This window comes from Pseudomonas sp. PvP001 (assembly GCF_040546375.1).
GTDB lineage: Bacteria > Pseudomonadota > Gammaproteobacteria > Pseudomonadales > Pseudomonadaceae > Aquipseudomonas > Aquipseudomonas coleopterorum.
The window spans coordinates 1,877,501-1,901,456 of record NZ_JBEPNQ010000001.1 but is presented as its reverse complement, the minus strand read 5'-3'; the positions used below and the strand labels follow the sequence as shown (position 1 = coordinate 1,901,456).

Annotated in this window: 23 protein-coding genes and 2 pseudogenes (1 of these 25 only partly in view); 10 read left to right on the top strand and 15 right to left on the bottom strand. The window is 63.6% G+C overall.

Going from position 1 to position 23,956, the window contains the following annotated elements; all coding sequences use genetic code 11:
- Window positions 1-35: 35 nt before the first annotated feature.
- Complete coding sequence (locus ABMD26_RS08735) at window positions 36-1,325, top strand: acetyl-CoA C-acetyltransferase (RefSeq protein ID WP_354309093.1); 1,290 nt, start codon at window positions 36-38, stop codon at window positions 1,323-1,325.
- Here the strand turns inward: ABMD26_RS08735 and ABMD26_RS08730 are convergent.
- Entirely contained in the window at window positions 1,312-2,343 is a 1,032-nt protein-coding gene (locus ABMD26_RS08730) for a bile acid:sodium symporter family protein (RefSeq protein WP_354309091.1), read from the bottom strand. The two genes, ABMD26_RS08735 and ABMD26_RS08730, sit on opposite strands and share 14 nt — an antisense overlap.
- An 87-nt stretch (window positions 2,344-2,430) precedes the next feature.
- On the opposite strand from ABMD26_RS08730, the gene ABMD26_RS08725 reads away from it, so the two are divergent.
- Both ABMD26_RS08725 and ABMD26_RS08720 read left to right on the top strand, forming a co-directional pair.
- Window positions 2,431-3,213, top strand: a complete 783-nt coding sequence (locus ABMD26_RS08725) for an AraC family transcriptional regulator (RefSeq protein WP_354309089.1) — start codon at window positions 2,431-2,433, stop codon at window positions 3,211-3,213.
- Window positions 3,214-3,378: 165 nt separating this feature from the next.
- Window positions 3,379-4,272, top strand: a complete 894-nt coding sequence (locus ABMD26_RS08720) for a PA4780 family RIO1-like protein kinase (protein WP_056844321.1) — start codon at window positions 3,379-3,381, stop codon at window positions 4,270-4,272.
- Window positions 4,273-4,308: 36 nt separating this feature from the next.
- Here the strand turns inward: ABMD26_RS08720 and cueR are convergent, their stop codons facing one another.
- The gene (gene cueR / locus ABMD26_RS08715; RefSeq protein ID WP_090356032.1) at window positions 4,309-4,710 is read right to left on the bottom strand and encodes a Cu(I)-responsive transcriptional regulator; all 402 of its coding nucleotides are present in this window, start codon (window positions 4,708-4,710) and stop codon (window positions 4,309-4,311) included.
- Between the two features lie 57 nt (window positions 4,711-4,767).
- Window positions 4,768-5,154, bottom strand: a complete 387-nt coding sequence (locus tag ABMD26_RS08710) for a hypothetical protein (protein WP_502948308.1) — start codon at window positions 5,152-5,154, stop codon at window positions 4,768-4,770.
- A 144-nt stretch (window positions 5,155-5,298) separates the two neighbouring features.
- Between ABMD26_RS08710 and ABMD26_RS08705 the strand changes: the two genes are divergently transcribed.
- Together ABMD26_RS08705 and ABMD26_RS08700 are read left to right on the top strand one after the other, a co-directional pair.
- Complete coding sequence (locus ABMD26_RS08705; RefSeq protein ID WP_354309085.1) at window positions 5,299-5,496, top strand: heavy-metal-associated domain-containing protein; 198 nt, start codon at window positions 5,299-5,301, stop codon at window positions 5,494-5,496.
- 201 nt (window positions 5,497-5,697) lie between these two features.
- Window positions 5,698-6,891, top strand: coding sequence for a multidrug effflux MFS transporter (locus ABMD26_RS08700; RefSeq protein WP_354309083.1), 1,194 nt, complete (start codon window positions 5,698-5,700; stop codon window positions 6,889-6,891).
- Here ABMD26_RS08700 and ABMD26_RS08695 read toward each other — a convergent pair.
- Window positions 6,888-7,067, bottom strand: a complete 180-nt coding sequence (locus ABMD26_RS08695) for a hypothetical protein (protein ID WP_134723014.1) — start codon at window positions 7,065-7,067, stop codon at window positions 6,888-6,890. The genes ABMD26_RS08700 and ABMD26_RS08695 overlap by 4 nt on opposite strands.
- Window positions 7,068-7,482: 415 nt before the next feature.
- On the opposite strand from ABMD26_RS08695, the gene ABMD26_RS08690 reads away from it, so the two are divergent.
- A complete protein-coding gene (locus ABMD26_RS08690) occupies window positions 7,483-8,178 on the top strand; it encodes an ArsR/SmtB family transcription factor (protein ID WP_354309080.1) in 696 nt (231 codons plus the stop codon).
- A 48-nt stretch (window positions 8,179-8,226) separates the two neighbouring features.
- Here the strand turns inward: ABMD26_RS08690 and ABMD26_RS08685 are convergent, their stop codons facing one another.
- The 6 genes and pseudogenes from ABMD26_RS08685 to ABMD26_RS08660 form a co-directional block, all read right to left on the bottom strand.
- Window positions 8,227-9,180, bottom strand: a complete 954-nt coding sequence (locus tag ABMD26_RS08685; protein WP_049861945.1) for an adenosine deaminase — start codon at window positions 9,178-9,180, stop codon at window positions 8,227-8,229.
- 119 nt (window positions 9,181-9,299) lie between these two features.
- Complete coding sequence (gene fecE / locus ABMD26_RS08680) at window positions 9,300-10,091, bottom strand: Fe(3+) dicitrate ABC transporter ATP-binding protein FecE (RefSeq protein WP_354309078.1); 792 nt, start codon at window positions 10,089-10,091, stop codon at window positions 9,300-9,302.
- Window positions 10,092-10,095: 4 nt separating this feature from the next.
- A pseudogene (locus ABMD26_RS08675) lies at window positions 10,096-11,065 on the bottom strand (iron chelate uptake ABC transporter family permease subunit).
- Window positions 11,062-12,052: pseudogene (gene fecC / locus ABMD26_RS08670) on the bottom strand (iron-dicitrate ABC transporter permease FecC). The pseudogenes ABMD26_RS08675 and fecC overlap by 4 nt, the downstream one beginning before the upstream one ends.
- Window positions 12,053-12,973: a Fe(3+) dicitrate ABC transporter substrate-binding protein gene (locus ABMD26_RS08665; RefSeq protein WP_134723020.1), complete on the bottom strand. Its 921-nt coding sequence runs from the start codon at window positions 12,971-12,973 to the stop codon at window positions 12,053-12,055.
- 116 nt (window positions 12,974-13,089) lie between these two features.
- The gene (locus ABMD26_RS08660) at window positions 13,090-14,463 is read right to left on the bottom strand and encodes an L-serine ammonia-lyase (protein WP_056844313.1); all 1,374 of its coding nucleotides are present in this window, start codon (window positions 14,461-14,463) and stop codon (window positions 13,090-13,092) included.
- A gap of 102 nt (window positions 14,464-14,565) precedes the next feature.
- Here ABMD26_RS08660 and ABMD26_RS08655 point away from each other — a divergent pair, with 102 nt between their 5' ends.
- Together ABMD26_RS08655 and ABMD26_RS08650 are read left to right on the top strand one after the other, a co-directional pair.
- A complete protein-coding gene (locus ABMD26_RS08655; RefSeq protein ID WP_324184175.1) occupies window positions 14,566-15,483 on the top strand; it encodes a LysR substrate-binding domain-containing protein in 918 nt (305 codons plus the stop codon).
- 94 nt (window positions 15,484-15,577) lie between these two features.
- Complete coding sequence (locus ABMD26_RS08650) at window positions 15,578-16,669, top strand: calcium:cation antiporter (protein ID WP_049861939.1); 1,092 nt, start codon at window positions 15,578-15,580, stop codon at window positions 16,667-16,669.
- Between the two features lie 90 nt (window positions 16,670-16,759).
- On the opposite strand, the gene ABMD26_RS08645 is transcribed toward ABMD26_RS08650, so the two are convergent.
- The 5 genes from ABMD26_RS08645 to ABMD26_RS08625 all read right to left on the bottom strand — a co-directional run bounded on the left by ABMD26_RS08645 (window position 16,760) and on the right by ABMD26_RS08625 (window position 21,310).
- Complete coding sequence (locus ABMD26_RS08645; protein WP_354309074.1) at window positions 16,760-17,443, bottom strand: SDR family oxidoreductase; 684 nt, start codon at window positions 17,441-17,443, stop codon at window positions 16,760-16,762.
- 56 nt (window positions 17,444-17,499) lie between these two features.
- The gene (locus ABMD26_RS08640) at window positions 17,500-18,090 is read right to left on the bottom strand and encodes an IMPACT family protein (RefSeq protein WP_354309072.1); all 591 of its coding nucleotides are present in this window, start codon (window positions 18,088-18,090) and stop codon (window positions 17,500-17,502) included.
- 25 nt (window positions 18,091-18,115) lie between these two features.
- A complete protein-coding gene (locus ABMD26_RS08635; RefSeq protein ID WP_049861936.1) occupies window positions 18,116-18,778 on the bottom strand; it encodes a TetR/AcrR family transcriptional regulator in 663 nt (220 codons plus the stop codon).
- Between the two features lie 91 nt (window positions 18,779-18,869).
- Window positions 18,870-20,255: a uracil-xanthine permease family protein gene (locus ABMD26_RS08630; protein ID WP_354309070.1), complete on the bottom strand. Its 1,386-nt coding sequence runs from the start codon at window positions 20,253-20,255 to the stop codon at window positions 18,870-18,872.
- 137 nt (window positions 20,256-20,392) lie between these two features.
- Entirely contained in the window at window positions 20,393-21,310 is a 918-nt protein-coding gene (locus ABMD26_RS08625; protein WP_090356068.1) for a LysR family transcriptional regulator, read from the bottom strand.
- 121 nt (window positions 21,311-21,431) lie between these two features.
- Here ABMD26_RS08625 and aptA point away from each other — a divergent pair, with 121 nt between their 5' ends.
- Window positions 21,432-22,778 carry an omega-aminotransferase AptA gene (gene aptA / locus ABMD26_RS08620; RefSeq protein WP_354309067.1) on the top strand — a complete coding sequence of 449 codons (1,347 nt, stop codon included), beginning with the start codon at window positions 21,432-21,434 and terminating at the stop codon, window positions 22,776-22,778.
- A 22-nt stretch (window positions 22,779-22,800) separates the two neighbouring features.
- Window positions 22,801-23,956, top strand: partial view of a CoA-acylating methylmalonate-semialdehyde dehydrogenase gene (locus ABMD26_RS08615; RefSeq protein WP_049861932.1) — the 5' portion only. Its footprint extends 338 nt past the window's final position; 1,156 of the gene's 1,494 nt are visible here — the first part of the coding sequence; its start codon is at window positions 22,801-22,803; its stop codon lies off the right edge, out of view.

Genomic DNA, 23,956 nt, shown 5'->3' with positions numbered 1-23,956 from the left:
TTTGCAGCACGTTTCTTCAACCCAGGATGTCCGCCATGAACCTTGACACGAATCCGGTGCGCCGGGTTGCCATCATCGGCAGCAACCGCATTCCTTTCGCGCGAGCCAACGGGCCCTACGCGCGGATCGGCAATCAGGCGATGCTCACGGCTGCGCTCGAAGGCCTGATCGAGCGCTATGCACTGCATGGCCTGCGCCTGGGCGAAGTGGCGGCAGGCGCCGTGCTCAAGCACTCCCGGGACTTCAATCTGACCCGTGAATGCGTGCTGGGCTCGCGGCTGTCTGCGCAGACTCCGGCCTACGATGTGCAGCAGGCCTGTGGCACAGGCCTCGAGGCTGCGCTGCTGGTGGCCAACAAGATCGCCCTGGGCCAGATCGAATGCGGCATCGCCGGTGGCGTCGACAGTGCTTCCGACGCCCCGATCGCTGTCGATGAAGGGCTGCGTCAGGTTCTCTTGCAGACCCACCGCGCCAAATCCTTCGGCGAGCGCGCCAAGGCGTTGCTACAACTGCGACCTCGGCATTTGAAACCCGAACTGCCGCGCAACGGCGAGCCGAGAACCGGGCTGTCGATGGGGCAGCACTGCGAGCTGATGGCGCAACACTGGAACATTCCCCGCCAGGCGCAGGATGAACTGGCCCTGCGCAGCCATCACAACCTGGCGGCGGCCTATGCCGAGGGATGGCAGGACGATCTCAGCACGCCATTTGGTGGACTGGTTCGCGATCATAATCTGCGTCCCGACCTGACCCTGGAGAAACTGGCGGCGCTCAAGCCGGTGTTCGAGAAGAATCCTCAGGGCACGCTGACGGCAGGCAACTCCACGCCGTTGACGGACGGCGCCTCGGTGGTGCTGCTGGCCAGTGAAGCCTGGGCACGGGAACGCGGACTGCCGGTGCTGGCGTATTGGCGCGACGGCGAGGCCGCAGCGGTCGACTTCGTCGGCGGCCAGGAAGGCCTGTTGATGGCGCCGGTCTACGCCGTGCCGCGCTTGCTCGCCCGCAACGGCCTGAGCCTGCAGGATTTCGACTACTACGAAATCCATGAAGCTTTTGCCGCGCAGGTGCTCTGCACGCTCAAGGCCTGGGAGGACGCGGACTACTGCCGCACACGCCTGGGCCTGGAGGCGCCGTTGGGAGCGATCGATCGTACTCGCCTCAACGTCAGGGGCAGCTCCCTGGCGGCAGGGCATCCGTTCGCCGCCACCGGTGGCCGCATCCTCGGCAACCTGAGCAAACTGCTGGACAGGGCCGGTGGCGGCCGCGGGCTGATTTCCATCTGCGCCGCCGGCGGGCAGGGCGTCACCGCAATCATCGAGCGATGACAGGGCCTCCCACGGGTGCGACGGCCGCTTCCATGCGCAGCTGATTGGCATAGTTTTCCGCCATGATCGAACAGACGATCAACTGCAGCGGGTGGTAGATCATGATCGGCAGCAGGATCAGGCCCAGGCCCGGGTTGCTGCCGAAGATCAACGCAGCCATCGGCGCACCGGCCGCCAGCGATTTCTTGCTGGCGCAGAACACCGCAGCGACCTTGTCGGCGTGGTTGAAGCCCAGCCATTTGGCCGTACGCGTGGTCAGCAGCAGGATCAGCGCCAGTAGCAGCGCACTGCCGCCCACCGCGATGGCCAGGACCGACGCGCCTTGCTGTTCCCACAGCCCCGACATCATCGAGTTGCAGAAGGCGGCATACACCAGTAGCAGGATCACTGCCTTGTCGATCAGGTTGGTGTAGCGCTTGTGCTTTCCGAAGAACTTGCCGAACAGGGGGCGCAACAATTGGCCCAGCACCAGCGGCAACAGCAGCATGGCGCACAGGTCCAGCAGGGTTTCCCCCAGGTCGATGCCGCCCGAACCACCGCCGACCACCAACGCGCAGAGGAACGGCGTGATGAAGATGCCCAGCACGCTCGACAGGCTGGCGTTGAGAATCGCCGCCGGCACGTTGCCGCCCGCACTGCCGGTCAGGGCCACCGACGAGGAAATGGTCGACGGCAAAGCGGCCAGGTACAGGAAGCCCACCATCAAGGTGCCGGGAATGAACGCACCCAGGGTCTTGTCGCAGGCCAGCCACAGCAGTGGGAACACCACGAAGGTGAAGGCCTGCACCATCAGGTGCAGCCGCCAGTTCTTCAAGCCGTGGCAGATCTGCTCGCTGGACAGGTTCATGCCATGCAGAAAGAACACCACGAACACGCCGATATTGGTCACCAGGCCGGCATGCATCGCGCCGCCGGTGGCGCCGAAGCGGGGAAACAGCCAAGCCAGCAGAACGGCCAGCACCATGCCGCAGAGGAACCAGTCGGTTACCACGCGCTTGAGGTGTTTGAAAATGTGCATGAAAGAATCGCCTGTGCGTCGATGAACATTGAGACCGACAGGCTAACTCAGGCACTCTGTTGCCGTCTCGCGATAGAGAGCCAACCAATGCCGATAAACGGACACGCTCCGCCACCCCGCTCCATTCCCGACCTGGTCAGCCTTCCACGCCCTTTGTACGCCCGTGCCGAAAGCCTGGGCGCAGGGTCATGGACTCCAGCCCATCGGCACGACTGGGCGCAGTTTTCCTATGCCATCAGCGGCGTGCTCGGCGTCCATACCGACGAAGGCAATTTCTTCGCGCCGCCACAGTGGGGCATCTGGATTCCGGCCGGTGTCGAGCACAAGGTCGTCACCTCGATGCGCGCCGAGATGCGCAGTCTGTACGTGCGCCGCGACGAGTCGCCCTGGCTCACCGAGCACTGCAAGGTGCTCGAAGTCACGCCGCTGGCACGTGAACTGATCAAGGGCTTCTGCGAGTTGCCCCATGAGTACCCGGCAGGGGACACCGCGCAGGCGCGTCTGGTGCAGGTGTTGCTGGACCAGCTTGCAGTGCTGCCTGAAGTGGCGTTCTCCTTGCCCCTGCCTAGGGAGCATCGGTTGTTGGCTTTGTGCAATCAGCTGATCGCGGCGCCCGATCAGGCCACCACGCTGCGCCAGTGGGCAAGCCGCCTGGGCACTTCGGAAAAAACCCTGATGCGCCTGTTCCAGCGCGAAACCGGCCTGAGCTTTCGCGCCTGGCGCCAGCGCATGCGGCTGCTGTCGTCGCTGCAGGCCTTGGAGCAGGGTGACAGCGTCACAACGGCGGCGTTGAACCACGGCTATGAATCCACGTCGGCCTTCATCGCCGCTTTCAAGGGGTTGTTCGGTTTCACCCCGGGCGAGCTTTGATGCCCAGGCGCTACTGTCGATGCGCCGGGAAAGCGCTATGATCGGCCACCGCTTGGCGAGTAGTTTGCATCCTTTTACAGGCTCGGGTCGGCAAGCCGCGCTCGCTGTGAGAGGATGCCGTCAGAATTCGCGTGTTTGGCTACGAAGGACCCAGAATAAAAGCTGATGAAGACTCCAAAACGCATTGAACCGCTGATCGAGGACGGTCTGGTGGACGAGGTGCTGCGACCGCTCATGAGCGGTAAAGAAGCAGCTGTCTATGTGGTGCGCTGCGGCAAGGAATTGCGCTGCGCCAAGGTCTACAAGGAGGCGAACAAACGAAGCTTCCGCCAGGCGGCCGAATACCAGGAAGGCCGCAAGGTGCGCAACAGCCGACAGGCGCGGGCAATGGCCAAGGGCTCCAAGTTCGGCCGCAAGGAAACCGAAGACGCCTGGCAGAACGCCGAGGTCGCGGCGCTGTTCAAGTTGGCCAGCGCCGGTGTACGTGTGCCCAAGCCGTACGATTTTCTCGAGGGCGTGCTGCTCATGGAGATGATCTGCGACGAGTACGGCGATGCGGCGCCGCGTCTCAATGACGTCGAGCTGGAACCCGATCAGGCGCGCGAATACCACGCGTTCCTCATCCACCAGATCGTGCTGATGCTCTGCACGGGTCTGGTGCACGGTGACCTTTCCGAGTTCAACGTGCTGCTTACGCCCGACGGCCCGGTGATCATCGATCTGCCTCAGGCCGTGGACGCCGCAGGCAACAACCACGCCTTCAGCATGTTGGAACGTGATGTCGGGAACATGGCCAGCTATTTCGGCCGGTTCGCTCCCGAGCTTCGCCAGACCCGCTACGCCAAGGAAATGTGGGCGTTGTACGAGGAAGGCAAACTGCACCCGGCCAGCGTGCTGACGGGCGAGTTCGTCGAAGAGGAAGTGGAGGCCGATGTCGGCGGCGTCATGCGGGAAATCGAGGCCGCGCGCCTGGACGACATTCGTCGACGTGCCGCACGCGAAGCCGACGAGCAGCCAGCCAAGACCACGGAAGAGCCGCCACCGCCCTGGTTGCAGTAGGCACACAGCCATAGGCTGCGGGCGCCTTCTCCCGTGTCAGTTGCAACAGCCCCCGGATGCCAGCTCCTGAAGGATCGGGCAGTCCGGGCGGTCGTCGCCGTGGCAATGGTCCACCAGATGGACAAGCGTATCGCGCAGCTGGCTCAGCTCACCGATGCGGCGGTCCAGCTCGTCGATGTGCTTGCGTGCCAATTGCTTCACATCGGCGCTGGCGCGCTCGCGGTCCTGCCACAGCGTCAACAGCCTGGCCACTTCTTCCAGTGAAAACCCAAGGTCGCGCGAGCGCTTGATGAAGCCGAGCGTGTGCAGGTCTGCGGCCTGATACAGGCGGTATCCGCTGTCGCTGCGCAGGGCTGGCGCGAGCAGCCCGATAGACTCGTAATAGCGGATCATTTTTGCGCTGAGGCCGCTTTCACGGGCGGCCTGGCCAATGTTCATGGTTGGAATGTCCTTGGTAGCGTTTGCGCCAGTATCAACCCTACCCCTTGGACAAGGTCAATATTCCAGCGGCTCGGGCTTGAGGTACAGGCCGGCATTTCCTGCTGCAATGCGGAATTTCTGGATCTGTCCGGCCTGCAGGGTCACGATTACCGGTTTGTATTCGGTCATGCCCGGCGCGCACCCGGGCGTCTGTCCAGGCAACTGACGCAGACCCACCGACACGGGGCCGGGCGGCAGGTTGAAGGAGGTGGCCTGTTCCTGAAACAGCCGGCCGACCAGTTGATCCTGCAGGTAGACCCCGATCTCGCAGGACGTGGCGACTTCCAGTCGCTCCCGGGAAACGATCAGAATGCCGTACGGCTGCCCGGTACCCGCACCGGCCCAACAGCTTTGTGCCGCCAGGGCGCACATCCCGAACAGCCATGGAATCATCGGGCGCATCGAATCTCTCCTGCCAGTAGGGTCAGCGTCCAGCTTGGACGAGTGATCTGAGGAATTCCAGCCCGGCCGCAGCGGCCGAAACTTGACCTTGCCCTGATGGCAAGGTTGAGAATGACTGCAATCCCGTTCAGCGAGGTACCACCCATGCAACAGTTCAACGTGCAAGGCATGACCTGCGGCCATTGCGTACGCGCCGTAACTCAGGCAATCACCGCCCAAGACCCGGCTGCCGAGGTTCGGATAGACTTGGCAGCGGGCAAGGTCGAAACCAACACCCAACTGCCGCCCGAGCGAATCATCCAGCTGATCGCCGAAGAAGGCTACAGCGCAACCTCCGCGTAACCCTCCGCACGCACCGCTACTACGGGCGAAACCGTCCCCTGTAGCAGCGGTGCAAGCCGCGTCCGCCCGCACCGCGGCCCCCCTGACCCACCGCAATCGCTGTCACCCATGGGCAATCCCCCAGACGGAACCTTCACCCCGATCCCCGCGCAACCCGGTTAGACTAGGTCGCCTGTATTGCCTGGACATATAGAATACCCGATGAACTTCAAAACCATCCTGATCCTGGGGGCGCTCAGCGCGTTCGGCCCTCTGGCGATCGATTTCTACCTGCCTGGCTTCCCTGCCATGGCGCTGGCCTTCGCCACCGACGAAAAACACATCCAGACCACCCTGGCGGCCTACTTCCTGGGCCTTTCGATCGGCCAGTTGATCTACGGCCCCGTGGCCGACCGCTTCGGTCGCCGGGTCCCATTGCTCGTGGGCGTCTCGCTGTTCACCCTGGCTTCGTTGGCGTGCGCTTTCGCACCCACTCTGGAGTGGCTGATCGCCGCCCGATTCGTCCAGGCCCTGGGCGGTTGCGCTGGCATGGTGCTGGCCCGTGCCATCGTCAGCGACAAATGCGATGCGGTCGGATCGGCCAAGGTCTTCTCGCAACTGATGCTGGTCATGGGTCTGGCGCCCATCCTGGCCCCTCTGCTCGGGGGTGTTCTGGTGAACGGTTGGGGCTGGCAGTGGATCTTCATCGTGCTCACCCTGTTCAGCGCCGCCTGCACCCTGGCCGTCGCCCTCGGCCTGCCCGAAAGCATGCCGGCGGACAGGCCGAGACGCCCGCTCAGCGGCGCGCCGAAGCTGTACGGTGGATTGCTCATGGATCCGGTGTTCATGGGCCATGCGCTGACCGGCGGGATCGCCATGGCCGGCATGTTCGCCTACATCGCCGGTTCGCCCTTCGTGTTTATCAAGCTCTACGGCGTGCCGGCCGAGCACTACGGCTGGCTGTTTGGCAGTAACGCCGCAGGGTTCATCCTGATGGCGCAGGTCAACGCCCGCCTGCTGTCCCGTCGCGGCCCGGCGTGGCTGCTGTCACGCACCGTGTGGATCTACATGGCAGCGGGCGCCGTGCTTCTCGCCCTCAGCGCGCTGAGGCCAACGGCACTATGGCCACTGTTGATTCCGCTGTTCGTCTGTCTGGCGAGCCTGGGCGGGATCATCCCCAATGCCTCCGCGTGTGCCATGAGCGGCCAGGGTTCACGCGCTGGCAGCGCCTCGGCTCTGCTGGGCTGTCTGCAGTTCAGCCTTGCCGCCGCCACTGCTTCTCTGGTCGGCGTACTGCACGACGGCACCGCCATGCCCATGGCCTGGGTGATCGCCGGCTGCGGCCTGCTTGCCGTCTGCGCGGCGGTACTCACACGCCGCTGCCAGCAGCGCCGCGATCTGCAGACAGCCGCCTAGCCGGTACTGGCCTGCCGCACCTGCGGCAGGCCGTGGGGCGCCTGCAGGCGGGCTTCGAGCGTGGCGATGAACGCCCGCGCCTCGGTTTCACTGCGAAAAGACACCACGTGCTGGTCCATACGCACCTGCCAGCGGCTGCCACGTGGCTGTTTCAACTCAGAAAGAAGAACGTTCATTGCGATGTCCTCGGGCTCGAGATGAGGCCTCAGTGTAATCCTCATTTCGGGCGGGCGAGCGGGGGCCGGCTGCCCGTCGGACTGACGGTGCGGCACTGCACCCAAGCCAATCATGTAGGTCTGCAAGGACGGATGTTGCGGGAAAAGTCCTTGTTGGCTGTGAGGTCTAACCTGCATTTGGCCCTGTCTTCAATCGGTTTTCCGGCAAGCGAGCGATACGTTGCGGGCACTTGAGCAAATGTCCTGGAAAATGCCGCCGGTAACCACGGTGAATACAAGTACAGGGTATTGCATATCCCTCGCATTCGAGGGTCAGCCCCGGCGATTTCGTCCAATTCCGTACAACGGCAGGGTGCATATAATCACCCCGGCAACCATTGCCAGATTGACGAACGTTTCCACAGGGAGTGAATACATGCAAACAACACCTTGCATCAGCAGGATCGCCACATTGCTGGCCGACCCCAAGCGCAGCGCCATGCTCTGGGCCCTCATCGATGGCACCACGCGAGGCGCCGACGAGTTGGCAACGCTGGCAGGTGTCTCGACTTCTTCGGCAGGCGCCCACCTGGCGCGGCTGTCGGCCGGCGGTCTGCTGACGTTCGAAGCCCGTGGGCGCAAGCGCTTCTTCCGCCTGGCCAAGCCAGAGGTGGGAGCGGCGGTGGAAGCGTTGGCCAGCGTATCGCTGGTGCAGGCCAAGACAGGGGTAGCCGCGCCGATCAGCGTGCCTCGGACGCGCACGCCCAAGGCCCTGCATCAAGTACGTTTGTGCGGCGATCACCTGGGAGGCGTGCTGGCGGCCGATTTGTTCCAGCGCATGGTCCAGAACGGCTGGCTCGAACACTATGAGCAACGTCTGGAAGTCACCGCGCTCGGCAGCAGCCGCCTGGCCAGTCGAGGCATCTACACCCAGGCACTGGTCAACCGCGAGCGCCAGCCGCTGAACAGCTGCTGCGACTGGAGCACCCAGCGCCCGCACCTCGGTGGCGCGCTGGGTGCGGGGTTGCTGACCCTGTTTCTGCAATCGGGTTGGCTCAAGCTCAATGAAGACAGCCGCTCGTTGCAGGTGACGCGGCTGGGCATGATCGAGATCGGCCGCCTGGGCACCTGAAAGGGCATTTCACCGATGACAACGGGCGGCGTTTCGACGCCGCCAGCCTCACTGCTTGATCAGGCGTGCATCCAGGCTGTTCTGCGCCAGGCGCCGGGCCTGATCCTCGGTCATGCCCAGATGGGTGTGCAACGCATGGTAGTTCTCGGTGACGTAGCCACCGAAGTAGGCCGGGTCATCGGAATTCACCGTGACCTTCACGCCACGCTCGAGCATGTCGAGAATGTTGTGCTGGCCCATGTGATCGAACACGCACAGCTTGGTGTTGGAAAGCGGGCACACGGTCAGCGGGATCTGCTCGTCGATGATGCGCTGCATCAGCCGCTCATCCTCGATAGCCCGCACACCGTGGTCGATGCGCTGGATCTTGAGCAGGTCCAGTGCTTCCCAGATGTACTCGGGCGGACCTTCCTCGCCCGCGTGGGCCACGGTCAGGAAGCCCTCGTCGCGGGCACGGTCGAACACACGCTGGAACTTGCTCGGCGGATGGCCCATCTCGGAGCTGTCCAGACCCACGGCCACGAAGGCATCGCGGAAGGGCAGTGCCTGGTCCAGAGTCTTCTGTGCCTCGTCTTCGCTCAGGTGGCGCAGGAAACTCAGGATCAGACCGCTGTCGACACCCAGCCGGGTACGGCCATCATTGAGTGCAGCGGTGATGCCGCCCAGCACGGTCTCGAAGGCAATGCCACGGTCGGTGTGGGTCTGCGGGTCGAAGAACGGTTCGGTGTGCACGACGTTCTGGGCCTGGCAACGCAGCAGGTAGGCCCAGGTCAGGTCGTAGAAATCCTGCTCGGTGCGCAGCACATCGGCACCGCGGTAATACAGGTCGAGAAACTCCTGCAGGTTGTTGAACGCATAGGCTCCGCGCAGCGCCTCTACATCATTCCAGGGCAATGCGATCTTGTTGCGCTCGGCCAGGGCGAACAGCAGCTCGGGTTCCAGCGAGCCTTCCAGGTGCATGTGCAGTTCGGCCTTGGGCAAGGCATTGAGCCAGTCGTACATGGTGTCTTCATTCTCTCATCAGGTGCAATCCTGGCCGATTCTACAGGTATTGCCACTCACCCGCAGCCGCGCAGGGCCGGACGACACCTTCCGCCGACGCTCGGCCAGGCCGGGTCGGTTCAGGTCGGCGCGCGGGCGCTCTTTTCCACCACGCACATCGGCGTGCCTGCCACCGGTTCGCGGATGACCTGCACCTGCACCTCGAACACCCGCTGCATCAACTCGGCATCGACGACCTGCGCAGGCGTGCCATCAGCCACCAGGCGACCTTGATGCATCACCGCCAGATGATCGGCGTAGCGGCACGCCTGGTTGATGTCGTGCAGCACGGTGACCACGGTCTTGCCTTCGGCCGCCAGCTCGCGCATCAGATCGAGCAGCTCGACTTGATGACTGATGTCCAGATAGGTCGTGGGCTCGTCGAGCAGAACCACCGGGGTATTCTGCGCCAGCACCATGGCCAGCCAGGCCCGTTGCCGCTGGCCACCGGAGAGGTCCGCCAGGGCAGTATCGGCAAGCGCTGCCAGGCCCATGCGCTGCAGGGCCTGATCCACGGCGCCACGGTCCGCGCCGCTCAGGCGTCCCCAGAAGCTGTTGTGCGGGCTGCGTCCATAAGCCACCAATTGGGCCACGCTGACCCCTTCGGGGATGGGCAGCACCTGCGGCAGAAACGCGACCTGTCGCGCCAGCGTCCGCGACGACAGTTGCGCGTACGCCTGGCCGTCCAGGCTCACCGTGCCCGACTGCGGCGTGATGATGCGTGCCAGCGCCTTGAGCAAGGTCGATTTGCCGCAGCCGTTGGGGCCGATCAGCGCAGTGACCTGCCCGGCGGGCGGGGTGAACGAGAGGTTGCGAACGATAGGCTTGGCGCCGTAGCCGATGTCGACGCCTTCGGCCTTGATGATGCTCATGATGTCAGCCCTTGAAGCGTGCCAGCAGCCAGAGAAAGTAGGGAGCGCCGATCACCGCGGTCAAGATGCCCGCCGGGATCTCGCTGGGCGCTATCAGCGTGCGTCCCAGAGTGTCGGCCAGCACCAGCAGCAGTGCGCCGATCAGCATCGCGGCCGGCAGCAGGTGCTGATGATGCCCACCCACCAGTCGCCGTGCCATGTGCGGAGCCACCAGCCCCAGAAAGCCCACCGGTCCGATGATTCCCACGCCCAGGCTGCTCAACAGCACCGCCATGCCCATCGCCAGCCAGCGCGTACGCGCAAGCGCCGTGCCCAGGCTGTGCGCCGCCTCGTCGCCCAGGCCGATCAGGTTCAGCGGTTTTGCCAGGCCCAGTGCCAACGGCATCAGCAGCAGAAACGGCAGCGCCAGCTCGACGTGATGCCAATTGCGACTCCACAGGCTGCCGGTCAGGGCGAGCAAGGCGGTGTTGATGTCCAGGGGATGGGACAGGATCAGAAACTCGGTGACGCTGGACAAAGTAACGGCGATCGCTACCCCGGACAACGCAAAGCGCACGCCGGAAAAACTCACGCCGCTGTTGTACAGCGCCAGCAGCAGCGCGCCGCCAGCGCCGCCCACCCCTGCAACCAGAGGCAGCCAGGTGAAGGGCAACTGCGGAAAAGCGATGATGGCGATGGTCAGGGCCAGCCCGGCGCCCTGGGTCACCCCCAGAATCTCCGGCGAGGCCAGCGGGTTGCGGATCACCCCCTGCACCAGGGCACCGGCCAGGCCCAGGGCGCTGCCGGTGAGGACGGCGATCAGTGCGCGTGGAAGGCGGTGGTTCCATACCTCGAAGTCCAGCGCATCGTGGGCCCATCAGACGATCGAATACCGTGCCCGGCGCCAGCCAGGACGTGCCGGCGCTCAGGCTCAGCCACAGGGCCGCCAGCACCAGCGCAAGCAGGATCAGCAGGCGAGGGTAGGGCCGAGTCATTGCGTGCGCCTGGCAAGGTACAGGAAGAACGGTGCGCCGATCAGGGCGGTCACCACCCCGGCCGGCGTTTCCGCCGGAAAGGCCACGGCGCGGCTGACAAGGTCGGCCGCCAGCACGATCGCCGCTCCCAGCAGGGCGCTGGCCGGCATCAGCCAGCGATAGTCGTTGCCCAGGTATTGTCGAGCGATGTTCGGCGCGATCAGCCCCACGAAACCGATCGGGCCTACCGCACAAACGCTTGCACCCACCAGCAGCAGGCTGACGAAGAACACCTGCAGGCGCAGGCTGGCGATGCCAACCCCCAGCGAGCGCGCCGCATCCTCGCCCAGGTTCACCAGGTTCAGACGCGGCGCACAGAACATGGCCCACACGGCGCCCACCAAGGTGCACGGCCATAGCAACTGCAGTTGCGCGGCACCCACGTTGGCCAGTGACCCGGCCAGCCAGTTGAGCACGCTCTGTGCCTGCGTCTCGACCAGTATCACGGTCAACCGCGTCAGCGCCGCGCACAGTGCCGCCACCGTGACGCCGGCCAGCACCAGTCGGCCTTGCGCGGCCGTCGGCGACCAGGCGCCGCCCAGGCTGAAGACGATCACCCAGGCCAAGGCGCCACCCAGGCACGTCATCAGCAGCGCACCACCGGCAAACGGCAGGGCCATCAGCCCCGTGGAGAACAACGCCAGCCCAAGTGCAGCACCGGCCGTGACGCCGAACAGTGACGGCGACGCCAGGCGATTGCGGGTAATGCCCTGCATCAATGCGCCCGCCAGTCCCAGGCAGGCACCGACCAAGGCCGCACACAGTGCTCGCGGCACCCGCAGTTGGGCAACGATATAGGCCATGTTGCCGCCCTCGCGGCCTTGACTGAACAAACCGTTGAAACGCATCAGCCTGACTGATCGTGAACGGCGACCAGGCATAAAGAGAGATCCAGAACAGCCCGGCGACGGTCACCACGCCCAGCGCCATCGCCCATCCACGCCTCATTCAGGGCGTCATGGCGGCTTTGCCGCCCTTGAGAATGGCCAATGCATCCTCGGCAATCTGCTCGGACGCCATCACCCCACGGTTGCGTGCCCAGGTGTCACCGTCGACTTCCGCGACCTGGTGATTGCGCACTGCGCCCAGCACTTGCCACAGTGGCTGCTGGCTCCAGGTGTCGACCAGGCTCGGATGCCGGTAGTGGCCGACCAGCAGCCAGGCAGGGTCAAGCGCCAGCAATTGCTCCAGGCTGACGAATTCGGTCGGTGCCGCATTGCTGCGCACCGGCGGAACCTGCAAGCCGATGGCCGCCAGCACGCTGCCCGCATAGGAATGGGGTCCGTGTACGGAAAAGCTGTCTTCCCGAGCCACACCGAACAGCACCTTGGTGCCGGCCGGCACCTGCCCGGCGATGTCGGCGAGGCTGCGACGGTTCTGCGCGATCCGCGCCTGCATCGCCTCGCTCTTGCCCAGCGCCTGGCCGATCAGTCCGGCAGACTTCAGGCTGCCTTCGTAGTCTTCCCCACGCGATGGCAGCAGCAGGGTCGGTGCCAGACTCGCCAGGTCGTTGTACAGCGCCTGGTGACGGTTGAGGTCGGCGATGATCAGGTCGGGCTTGAGCCGTGCGATCTGCTCGATGCTGGGCTGCGCGCGCAAGCCCACCGACGTCCATTGGCCGATGGCCTTGCGTACTCGTGGCAACACGCGGTTGGCATCGCCATCATCGGCGGCCCCCACTGGCGTGACGCCCACGGCCGCAAGGCTGTCGAGAAAGGAAAACTCCAGCACCACCACACGTTGTGGCGCCTGGGGCAGATGGACGGTGTGCTGGCCGTCATCGATATCGATGGGCGCGGCGACGGCCAGCCTGGCGCACAGGGCCAGCGCACTGACGGCGATCATGGAGATGAGGCGGGAACTGCGCATGGACAAATACCTTCGCTGTGAAAGCTGCGCGCTGGGCAGGCGCGCAAAAACGGCGGGTACTATTCCATATCAAGCTGTTACGATCAAAAAACATTCTCTTTTACGAAACAGGCAGCTCAACATTCCACCAGATTGACCGCCAAACCCCCGCGCGAGGTTTCCTTGTACTTGTCGTGCATGTCGGCGCCGGTGTCACGCATTGTGCGGATGGCGTGATCCAGGGAGATGAAGTGCTCGCCATCACCGCGCAGCGCCATCTGCGCCGCGTTGATCGCCTTGACCGCAGCAATCGCATTGCGCTCGATGCACGGCACCTGAACCAGGCCGCCGACCGGATCGCAAGTCAGCCCAAGGTTGTGCTCAAGGCCGATTTCCGCCGCGTTCTCGACCTGCTCGGGCGTGGCTCCCAGCACTTCGGCCAGGCCTGCGGCGGCCATCGCGCAGGCCGAACCGACCTCGCCCTGGCAGCCCACCTCGGCACCGGAAATCGAAGCGTTCTTCTTGCATAGAATGCCCACCGCAGCCGCAGCCAGGAAGAAACGCACCACGTCGTCGGCCGAGGCTTCGGGGCAGAACTTCATGTAGTAGTGCAGCACCGCCGGAATGATACCGGCCGCGCCATTGGTAGGAGCGGTCACCATGCGCCCGCCGGCAGCATTCTCCTCGTTCACCGCCAGGGCGAAGACGTTCACCCACTCCATGGCACTCAAGGTCGAACCGATGACGTTGGGCTTGCCGATCTCCTGCAGGTTCTGGTGCAACCGATAGGCGCGGCGCCGCACATTCAGCCCACCGGGCAGAATCCCTTGCCCGGTCAGCCCCTTGTCCACGCAGGCCTGCATCGCCTGCCAGATCACCGCCAGCTGTTCGCGGATCTGCTCTTCGGAGCGCCAGGCCTTTTCGTTCTCCATCATCAGCGCCGAGATGCTCAGGCCGGTGCGTTTGCACAAACTCAACAACTGCGCCGCCGACGAGAAATCGTAGGGCAGGGCCGTGGTGTCGTTGTCCAGCACACCGCTGGCAGCCTGCTCGGCATCGATCACGAAACCGCCGCCGACCGAGTAGTAAGTCTGCTCGTGCACCTCGCCGTTCTGCAGGTGCGCCAGCAAGGTCATGCCATTGGGGTGGTAGGGCAGGCTCTCATCGAGCAGCAGCATGTCGCGTTGCCAGTCGAAATGGATCGCGTGCTCGCCCAACTGCAGGCATTGCCGCTGGATCACCTCGTCGACCCGTGGCCCTACGGTTTGCGGGTCCACGCGGTCCGGCCATTCGCCCATCAAGCCCATCAGGGTGGCGCGGTCGCTGCCATGGCCCACGCCGGTCGCCGACAGCGAGCCGTACAGGCGGACTTCGATACGCTCCACCAGCGGCGCCATGCCGTGTTCGTTCAGGTGTTTGGCAAACAGGGCAGCGGCACGCATCGGACCCACCGTATGGGAACTGGAGGGTCCGATGCCGATCTTGAACATGTCGAATACGCTGATAGCCATGTCTGCCCCATTCTCTCTCTATACACTCGTGCCCTATCTTTGAGCTGACAGACATTTCAGACAAACGATACTTACTAAGTCATTGTTTAGCGGGGCTCACCGATGAGCAAAATCCTCAATGCCCAAATGCACGCCTGGCTGCAGGTGTTCGCCTGCGCCGCGCGGCATTTGTCTTTCACCCGCTGCGCCGATGAACTGCATGTCACCCCCGGTGCCATCAGCCAGCAGATGAAGCAATTGGAAGATCGGCTCGGCTTTCCGCTGTTTCACCGCGTGGGGCGCGGTCTGCAACTGACTGCACAGGGCCAGCGGCTTGCCGTGGTTGCCAACGAAGTGCACAGCCGCATCGACGAAGAATTGCGGCTGTTGCATTCCGGAGCGATCGGCGGGGTGTTCAAGCTGCGCAGCATTCCCTCCTTTCTGAGCAAGTGGCTGATGCCACGGCTGCCCAGCCTGGAACGGGCGTTTCCCGAGCTGCAGTTGCGCGTGATCGCCGAAGACAGCAGCGGCTCCCTGCGTGACGATGACTTCGACCTGGCCATCGACCTCAACGATGGCAGCTACCCCGGCCTGGTCACCACGCCCTTGCTGGAGGAAGAGTTGTTCCCGGTCTGCTCGCCACTGCTGCTCGAAGGCCGGCCACCTTTGGACAGCCCAGGCCAACTGGTTCACTTCCCGTTGCTGCACGACATCACCGCCTGGCGTGGTAGCTACGAATACGCGGAGTGGGAGTTCTACCTCTCGGCCATCGGCGCCGAAGGCATCGACGTGCGCCGTGGGCACACCTTCAATCGCAACCACCTGACCATCGACGCCGCGCGCATGGGCATGGGCGTGGCCATCGCGCGCCGGGCACTGATCACCGACGAACTGGAACAAGGCTCGCTGATCGTGCCGTTCGGGTGGCCCATCCAGGCGCGCAAGAAATACGTGCTGGCGTACCGCGAAGGCGCCCTCAATACCCCCACCCGACGCGCCATCCATGACTGGCTGGTGGCCCAGGCACAGGGCCGGCCCTGAACCTTTGCCGTGATCGCACACTCTGATCCGCTGATTCTTGTTACATCCAGTTACTTACCGCGGCACAGGTCGCAGCAATCAGCGAAGGCAGGCCATGATCGCGTTACTCAAGCAGGAAAAATTTCTACTTCTGGCGGTGATCGCCGCATGCGTCGCCTTTCCGGCCGAGCACTACCTGCTCAGCCACGGCCAAGGCGTGGCACTGGGCGCAGGCATCGCCCTGGTCGTGGCGATCATCTTCGCCTCGGTGCGCGTGGCGGGACATGCCGAATTGCTTGCCGAAAAATTCGGCGACCCCTACGGCACCATGATCCTCACCCTCTCGGCGGTACTGGTCGAAGTGGTGGTACTGGGCATCATGATGAGCAACGAGCCGTCACCGACTTTGGTGCGCGACACCATCTATTCGGCGGTGATGCTCGACATCAACGGCATCCTCGGCCTCGCCGCACTGATGGGTGGCCTCAAGCACGGCGAGCAGTCCTACAACGACGATTCGGCGCGTAGCTACAGCGTCATGATTCTCACTGCCATGGGCGTGTCCATGGTGGTCCCCGAGTTCATCCCCGAGGGCAACTGGAAGGTCTATTCGGGCTTCACCATCGGCGCCATGCTGGTGCTCTACGCGTTGTTCCTGCGCATGCAGGTCGGCCCGCACAGCTACTTCTTCAGCTACAACTACCCGGAAAAGAAGAAGCGCAAGGGCGTGACCACGGAACCGGAAAAGCCGGTTCACCTGGGCTGGTCGGTGGGGACGCTGGTGTTCGGTATCGTCATCATCGGTGCGCTGGCCGAAGTCATGTCCAAGACCATCGACCTGGGTTTGGAAGGCACCGGCGCACCCCCCGTGGTGACGGCCATTCTGGTGGCCGCCATTTCCGCCGCACCGGAAATTCTCACTGCCTTGCGCGCAGCCTTGGCCAACCGCATGCAGTCGGTGGTCAACATCGCACTGGGCGCCTCGCTGTCGACGGTGATCCTCACCGTACCGGTGATGGAAGGCCTGGCCCTGTACAGCGGCCAGCCCTTCCAGATGGCCATGACCCCGGTCCAGACCGTGATGATCTTCATCACCCTGCTGATCTGCGCCATCAACCTCAACGATGGCGAAACCAACGCCATCGAAGGCATGACTCACTTCGTACTGTTCGCCACCTTCATCATGCTATCGATCCTGGGCCTCTAGACCACGGTCTACCTGGCAACGCCCGCATTCTGTAGGAGCGGGCAGTGCCCGCGAAGCGGCCCCCGCTGACACCACCGCTTCCCCCGGACCTCACCAGTCGATCTTATCGCCCTTGTAATCCAGAAACTGCAACCCACCCTTGCCCAGCTGCCCGGTGATCACATCCACCAATCCCCGGGTACTGGTGGCAACGTCCAGACTGGCCCCTTCACCGCCCATGTCGGTCTTCACCCACCCCGGGTGCATCGCCAGTACCGTCAGCCCAGGCCGCGCCAGCTCGGTCACGAACGTATTGGTCATCGAATTCAAGGCCGCCTTGCTCGCCTTGTACAACGCCATGGGCGACCCTTCGGGCATCGCCACGCTACCGAGCACCGAGCTCATGAACGCAATCGCACCGCCGTCGGTGACATTGCCCGCCAGTCGCTGGGCCAAACGGATCGGCGCCACGGCATTGATGACGAACAGCTCGCCGATTTCCGCATCGCTGGCCTGATCGGTGTTGTAGCCCGTTGGCCCGGACACCCCGGCATTGATGAACAGCAGATCGAAACGCTGCTGCTGCAGACGCTGGGCCAATGCATCCATCGATTCCAGCCGAGTCATCTCCAGTGCTTCCACCTTGGCCCCGGTGGCCGTCAGCCCTGCCGGGACCTTGCCCAGATCACGAACCGTGGCCGTCACTTCCCAGCCATCCTCGCTCAATCGCTCCACCAGCCCCAGGCCCAGGCCACGGGAGGCACCGATCACCAGCGCTTTCTTTGCAGTTGTCATCGCGACGCTCCTGGAAAAGGAAACAGACTAGCACTCACCGTGAACAAGCCGCAGGTTCATGAAGCAGCGTCTTGCAGCACGATTCGCCCCCGCGAAAGGTCGGCCAACTGCTGCGCCAGGGTCGGGATGACTTCGCTGGCCACTGCCAGCTGCAGATCGACGCCATTGCTGGTGAAATCTTCCGCAGTCACCAGCCCTTCAGCCTCGGCCACGCGAAGCTTGACCAGGGCCAGCTCGCTGAACGTGCAGGAACACGACACCGCCACCCGCGCGATCAGCAGGCGCTTGGGGGCCTGTTGCAGACATTTGTTCGCCCCCCCGCCATAGGCGCGGGCCAATCCTCCGGTGCCCAGCTGAATACCGCCGTACCAGCGAATCACCAGCACCACCACCTCGTCGCAATCCTGCGCCTCGATGGCCGCCAGAATGGGTCGGCCCGCCGTACCGCCCGGCTCGCCGTCGTCGTTGCTGCGGTACTGGTCGCCCAGTTTCCACGCCCAGCAGTTGTGGGTCGCCGCCAGATCGCTGTTCTGTTCGATGAACGCCTGGGCGTCCTGCACGCTGGCAATGGGCGCGGCGAGGGTGATGAATCGACTCTTGCGAATCTCCTCGCGGAACTCGCAAGGGCCCAGCAGGGTGGAAGGCATCGCTATCTCTTGGCTGTTGCAGTGATCACACTACAGGGGTCAGTCCGCATCCCTTGAGGATGATGCGGATCAGGTTGTCACCGGCTTGCTCGAAATCCTCTCGCGTCAGCCGCGCCTGTCCGGTCACCCGGCAGATCTGCGTGGCAAAGTCGGCGTAATGCTGAGTACTGCCCCACAGCAGGAAGATCAGGTGCACAGGGTCGACTGGGTCCATTTTACCGGCATCGATCCATGCTTGGAACACGGCGGCGCGCCCCGTGAACCAGCTGCGATAGTCCTGGTTGAAGTATTCGGTCAAGCACTCGCCACCGCTGATGATCTCCATGGCGAAGATCCGCGACGCCAGTGGCTGACGCCGGGAAAACTCCATCTTGGCGCGAATGTAACGGGTCAAGGCCTGCGCTGGATCGTCCTCGGCACTCAAGGTGTTGAAGGTGCTGTCCCACAGCTCGATGATGTTGCTCAGCACCGCGATGTACAGCCCCAGTTTGTTGGTGAAGTAATAATGCAGATTGGCCTTGGGCAGTCCGACGTTGAGCGCGATGGTGTTCATGCTCGTGCCCTTGAAACCGTGCCGGGCGAATTCGTCTTCGGCCGCCTTGAGAATCGCTTCCTCATTTTTCTGGCGGATGCGGCTGGCAGGCTTGCCACTGGCCGAGGCGCTGTGCGCGGGGACTTCAAGCATCATGGGGCGGTTCCGAGCAAATCGTGTGGGTAAGGCAGATGCGTTGATAACGCACCTGCCCGGATCCGACAAGCGTCGTTGCGAAAATGTCGCCTCAAACCGGCTCGTTTTCCAGTCGCTGCGTCGATACTTCACCGCTGTGCTTGGGTTCCGGCAACAACAGGCACATGACCAGCGCAGTGACACCGCCACTGGTGATCGCCGAGTCGAACAGGTTCTGCACCAGTTGCGGCATGCGGTGCAGCAGCTGGGGCTGCGCGGCCACACCCAGGCCCACGCCGAACGAGGTGGCGATGATCAGCATGTTGCGCCGATCCAGCGGCGACTGCGCCAGAATCCTTACCCCGGCGGCCGCCACGCTGCCGAACATCACCAGGGTGGCACCCCCCAGCACCGGCTTGGGAATCTGCTGCAGCACGGCACCGATCATCGGCAACAACCCGAGCAGCATCAGCACGACGCCGATATACAGCCCCACATAGCGGCTGGCCACGCCCGTCAGTTGGATCACCCCATTGTTCTGCGCGAACGTGGTGTTGGGAAAGGCGCTGAAAGTGGCGGCCACCAGGCCACTCACGCCGTCGCCCAGCACACCACCCTTGAGCCGGTCGATGTAGCTCGGTCCGCTGATGGGCTGTCGCGACAGCATGCAGTTCGCCGTCAGGTCGCCCACCGTCTCCAGGGTACTGATCAGATAGATCAGCGCCACCGGCAGAAACGCCGTCCAATCGAAAGCGAAACCGAACTTGAAAGGCACCGGCACACTGATCAGCGGCAGGTCCGGCAGTGGCTGGATCACCAGCTTGCCACTGAACCAGGCGGCCAGGCTGCCCACCGCCAGCCCGATGATGATCGCCGACAGCCGCAACCAGGTTGCGGCGCTGCGATTGAGCAGAATGATCACCACCAGCACGAACGCGCCCAGGGCAAGGTTGCCTGGCGCACCGAAGTCCGGCGCGTTGAAGCCTCCGCCCAGGTCAGTGATACCCACCTTGATCAGGCTCACGCCAATCAGCGTGATCACGATGCCGGTCACCAGCGGGGTAATGACACGCCGTAGCTGACCGATGAAGCGACTCAGCACGATCTGCACCAACGCGCCGAAAAAGCACACCCCGAATATCATCGCCAGAATGTCTTCCGGGCTGCCCCCGCGTTGCTTGACGATGAAGCCGGCCGACAGCACCGCTCCGAGAAAGGCGAAACTGGTGCCTTGCAGACAGATCATGCCTGCGCCGATGCCGAACGGACGGCGTGCCTGGATGAACGTGCCGATGCCAGACACCAACAGCGCCATGCTGATCAGGTACGGCAAATGAGTGCCAAGGCCCAGCGCCGAGCCAATGATCAGTGGCGGCGTGATGATCCCGACGAACGCGGCGAGCACGTGCTGAAGCGCCGCCAGCATCGAGGTCATGGGTGGCGGACGGTCATGCAGACCATAGATCAGTTCGCTGGGCGTGGACGTATCGGTAGGCATGGCGTCGGACTCTCGGCACGGTCGATGGACTGGAGTCAGTCCTCGCTTTGCGAAGCAGTCGTGCAAAAAGCTGTCCAATCGCTCAGGTTTTTACTTGCCATGTTCACAACCCCAACCAGATCAAGGAGATAAGAACGTCATCGGGTCTCGTACAAGCTTTCCAGAAAGCTTTCGAGCACCAAATGCGGGCGTCGCCCCTTGCGAGTGACCCAGGATAGGCTCAAGTCATAGAACCGCTCGGCCGCCTTGAGTGCGCGCAGTCGTCCCTGCTGCACCCAGAACGTCGCGTAGTGGTCGGGCAGATAGCCGATGTAGCGCCCGGTCAGAATCAGGAACGCCATGCCCTCGCGATCCGACGCGCTGGCCGTGCAGTTCAGTGCCTGGTAACGAGCCTGAATTTCGGCCGGCAGGCGGAAGGTTGGCGCGATCGCCTCCTGAGCATCGAGCCGTGCATCGTCCAGTTGCGCATCGTCGGCGTAGAACAACGGATGGCCCACCGCGCAATAAAGCAGCGAGCGCTCGCTGTACAACGGCTGGTATTCAAGCCCGGACAGCGGGCTGGCCTGCGGCACCACGCCCACGTGCAGGCTGCCGTCGAGCACCCCTTGTTCAACCTGGCTCGGAGCGATCATGCGGATCTGAATGCGTACGTCCGGCCCTCGATCCTTCAACTGCGCCAACGCATGGGTGATGCGCATGTGCGGCAGCGTCACCAGGTTGTCGGTCAGGCCAATGTTGAGTTCACCACGCAGATGACGATGCAGGCCATTGACCTCGGTGCGAAAGCTCTCCACCGCACCCAGCATCTGCAGGGCCGAGTGATACACCTCGCGACCTTCCTCGGTCAGCGAAAAACCGGCCCGCCCCCGCTGGCACAGGCGCAGACCCAGCCGCTGCTCCAGATCGCTCATCTGCTGACTGATCGCTGATCGACCGATGCCGAGCACGTTCTCCGCCGCAGAGAAACCGCCGCACTCCACTACGCTGCGGAAGATGCGCAGCAGGCGAATATCGAAATCACTGACCTGCGCGAGGGGATCGGGACGGCGGCTCATAGTTTAGTGATTGCCTGACTGAAGATCGCAAAAGTTGAATTTTCCAGACTTTATCGCCGTGACACCGTAGGGGCAACACGCTTGTCATCGCGTCTCCAATCGCTCAAAGAGGTTTATGCCCATGAACATGCCCGAGAACGCCCCCGTCGGCGTTACCAGCCAGCTCAAGCTGGACGCTCACTGGATGCCGTACACCGCCAACCGCAGCTTCCAACGTGATCCTCGGATCATCGTCGCGGCCCAGGGCAGTTGGCTGACCGATGACAAGGGCCGCCAGATCTACGACAGCCTTTCCGGTCTGTGGACCTGCGGTGCAGGCCACACGCGCAAGGAAATCCAGGAAGCGGTGTCGCGCCAACTTGGTGTGCTCGACTACTCGCCCGCCTTTCAGTACGGCCATCCGTTGTCGTTCCAGCTGGCGGAAAAGATCACCGACCTGACACCCGGCACCCTCAATCACGTCTTCTATACCAACTCCGGCTCCGAGTGCTGCGACACAGCCGTGAAAATGGTCCGTGCCTACTGGCGCCTGAAAGGCCAGGCCACCAAGACCAAGATGATCGGCCGCGCCCGTGGCTACCACGGCGTCAACGTGGCCGGCACCAGCCTGGGCGGGGTCAACGGCAACCGCAAGATGTTCGGTCAATTGATGGACGTGGACCACATCCCCCACACCCTGCTGCCGGGCAATACCTTCTCCAAAGGGTCACCGGAGGAGGGCGGCATCGCCCTGGCCGACGAAATGCTCAAGGTCATCGAGCTGCACGACGCCTCCAACATCGCCGCCCTGATCGTCGAGCCCATGGCCGGTTCCGCAGGCGTCCTGCCGCCGCCCAAGGGCTACCTCAAGCGCCTGCGCGAGATCTGCGACCAGCACAACATCCTGCTGATCTTCGACGAAGTCATCACCGGTTTCGGTCGCACCGGCACCATGTTCGGCGCCGACACCTTCGGCGTGACGCCGGACCTGATGTGCATCGCCAAGCAGATCACCAACGGCGCCATCCCGATGGGCGCCGTCATCGCCAGCACCGAGATCTACCAGACCTTCATGAACCAGGCGACGCCCGAGTACGCCGTGGAATTCCCCCACGGTTATACCTACTCGGCCCACCCTGTAGCCTGCGCCGCCGGCCTTGCCGCACTGGACCTGCTGCAGCGCGAAAACCTGGTGCAGAGCGCCGCCGAACTGGCACCGCATTTCGAAAGCGTGCTCCACGGCGTCAAGGGGGCGAAGAACATCGTCGACATCCGCAACTATGGCCTCGCCGGTGCGATCCAGCTGGCGCCCCGGGATGGCGACGCCATCGTGCGCCCCTACGAAGCGTCCATGAAGTTGTGGAAAGCCGGCTTCTACGTCCGCTTCGGCGGTGACACCCTGCAGTTCGGCCCTACCTTCAACGCCCAGCCACAAGACCTCGATCGCCTGTTCGATGCCGTGGGCGAAGCCCTCAACCAGATCGACTGACCTTTTTTCAGGAGCCCTTTGCATGAGCACTATCCAACACTTGATCAATGGCGATCTGGTTTCCAGTGGCGACCGCACGGCCGACGTCTTCAACCCATCGACCGGCCAACCTATCCGCACTCTCCAACTGGCCAGCCGTGAAACCGTGCAACAGGCCATCGACTCCGCCAAGGCCGCCTTCCCGGCCTGGCGCAAGACCCCGGCGGCCAAGCGCGCCCAGGTGATGTTCCGCTTCAAGCAACTGCTCGAGCAGAACGAAGCCAAGATTGCCCAGATGATCAGTGAAGAGCATGGCAAGACCCTGGAGGACGCCGCAGGCGAGCTCAAGCGCGGCATCGAAAACGTCGAATTCGCCTGCGCAGCCCCCGAAGTGCTCAAGGGTGAGTACAGCCGCAACGTCGGTCCGAACATCGATGCCTGGTCCGACTTCCAGCCCTTGGGTATCGTCGCCGGTATCACGCCGTTCAACTTTCCGGCCATGGTTCCCTTGTGGATGTACCCGCTGGCCATCGTCTGCGGCAACTGCTTCATTCTCAAGCCGTCCGAGCGCGACCCCAGCTCCACACTCTATATAGCCCAACTGTTGCTGGAAGCAGGCCTGCCAGCCGGCGTGCTCAACGTCGTCCACGGCGACAAGGTCGCGGTGGATGCCCTGATCGAAGCACCCGAGGTCAAGGCTTTGAGCTTCGTCGGCTCCACACCCATCGCCGAGTACATCTATAGCGAGGGCACTCGCCGGGGCAAGCGCGTCCAGGCCCTGGGTGGCGCGAAGAACCATGCGGTACTGATGCCCGACGCCGATCTGGACAACGCGGTCAGCGCCCTGATGGGTGCGGCCTACGGTTCCTGCGGTGAGCGCTGCATGGCCATCTCGGTCGCCGTCTGTGTCGGTGACCAGGTCGCAGACGCGCTCGTGGCCAAGCTGACCCCGCAGATCAAAGCTTTGAAAATCGGCGCCGGTACCTCCTGCGGCCTCGACATGGGCCCACTCGTAACTGCCCAGGCACGTGACAAGGTGTCGGGCTACGTCGACGACGGCGAGCAGGCCGGTGCCAAACTCGTCGTGGATGGCCGCGGTCTGAGTGTGGCAGGCAACGAAGAAGGCTTCTTCCTTGGCGGCTGCCTGTTCGACCACGTCACCCCGCAGATGCGCATCTATAAAGAGGAAATCTTCGGGC